The organism is Jhaorihella thermophila (assembly GCF_900108275.1).
Classification (GTDB): domain Bacteria; phylum Pseudomonadota; class Alphaproteobacteria; order Rhodobacterales; family Rhodobacteraceae; genus Jhaorihella; species Jhaorihella thermophila.
The window spans coordinates 1-1,511 of sequence record NZ_FNVD01000059.1 but is presented as its reverse complement, the minus strand read 5'-3'; the positions used below and the strand labels follow the sequence as shown (position 1 = coordinate 1,511).

Sequence of the window (1,511 nt, the reverse complement as noted above, 5' to 3'; positions counted from 1 at the left end):
GCCGCCATGCGCGAGGCGGGCTCCGGGCTCAAGACTGCCTGGCGCGGCCAGATCACGGGCGCGGGGCTCGGGCGTCGGCTCGCTAACTCGATCCGAAGCCAGACTTACCCGAAGGCCGGCGAGAGCCTGAACGCCGCCGCTCTGGTCTGGTCCAAGGCCCCGGTCATTGTCGGCGCCCATGACACCGGCCCGCTGATCCGCTCGAAGAACGGCTTCTGGCTGGCGATCCCGCTGCCCGCCGCCGGCAAGGGGCGGCGCGGGGCGAAGCTGACCCCCGGCGAATGGGAACGGCGGAGGGGAATACGCCTGCGCTTCGTCTATCGGCGGCGTGGACCCAGCCTGCTGGTCGCTGACGGGCGGCTCAACGCCAAGGGCCTCGGTGTCGCCTCCCGCTCCAAGACCGGCCGGGGCCGCGCCACCGTGCCGGTCTTCCTGCTGGTCCCGCAGGTCAAGCTGCCGAAGCGGCTCAACCTCGACCGCGACGCCGAGCGGGCGCTCGACAGCGTGCCGGGGCTGATCGTGGCGAATTGGGTAGAGGGCCACCTGAAGTCTTACTAGTGGCTCAGGGCCTGAGCGCATCAAGATGCGGGTTGAGCGAGATGAAATTGGAACAAGAGTCACGAAGCTCCCGTGCCGCGTGGTCCCAAAATACGACATCGACTTGGAAGCCATCGCCAATTAGGGCCTCGACAGTCGGAACGTAGTCGGAGTCTCCCGACACTAAGGTAAAAGCGTCGCCGGGAGTAGCATTGCGATACGCGTCCCTGGTCATCTCAGTAACGATACCGGTATCGATCTTCTTTTCCTTGTTCGCTGCGTTTCTGTCGTGGGTGACGACCTCGAAACCCGCACGTTTTGCTATGTCCCAAATAGCGTCGTTCTCGGGAGGCTTGGAACCAAAGAGCATGGCCCGGGCCGTCTCCTGACGGTCAGTTCCCCCAATGAACTGATAGAGCTTGCCGAAGCTGATCCTGTAGCCGGTGTCGATGATCCGATTGGTCATGGCATAATAAATGTCGAGCGCCATGCCCTGCTGTACTGTGAGCTACTCCCCAATGTCTGGACAGTTTCCGGCTTGATTTAAGCTACTCTTTGCTCCTGCTGACCGGGTTGGGTTTCGTCTTTTCTCAGCCAGTAGACCACGGCTGGGGGTTTGCCGCCAAGGGCGGAATGGGGGCGCTTGCGGTTGTAGAACTCGATCCACTTGCCGACACCGGTCCTGGCCTCTGATCCGGTTTCCCATGCGTGCAGGTAGACGCATTCGCATTTCAGGCTCCTCCAGAGCCGCTCGACGAAGATGTTGTCGAGGAACCGGCCCTTGCCGTCCATCGAGACGCGCACGCAGGATCTGCGCAGCCGGTCAGTCCAGGCGAAGGAAGTGAACTGGCTGCCCTGGTCGGTGTTCATGATCTCGGGTGTTAGCGCCGATGTAAAACTGACCCGGGTCGCCGGTTAAAAACTGGCCCGCCTGTTAACGTGCTCTTCCGGTTTGAGGGAGGGCAGATGCTGAC

2 protein-coding genes and 1 pseudogene are annotated in these 1,511 nt (G+C 62.4%); 1 reads left to right on the top strand and 2 read right to left on the bottom strand.

What is annotated here, in order from left to right:
• Nucleotides 1-558, top strand: a 558-nt coding sequence (locus tag C4S70_RS18360) for a DUF6441 family protein (protein WP_104009518.1), incomplete at its 5' end; no start/stop codon positions are given.
• Nucleotides 559-562: 4 nt separating this feature from the next.
• Here C4S70_RS18360 and C4S70_RS18355 read toward each other — a convergent pair.
• Nucleotides 563-1,027 (bottom strand): NYN domain-containing protein, encoded by a 465-nt coding sequence (locus tag C4S70_RS18355; protein ID WP_104009517.1) that lies wholly within the window; start codon nt 1,025-1,027, stop codon nt 563-565.
• 53 nt (nt 1,028-1,080) lie between these two features.
• Nucleotides 1,081-1,416: pseudogene (locus C4S70_RS18350) on the bottom strand (transposase); the annotation flags it as partial.
• Nucleotides 1,417-1,511 lie beyond the last annotated feature (95 nt).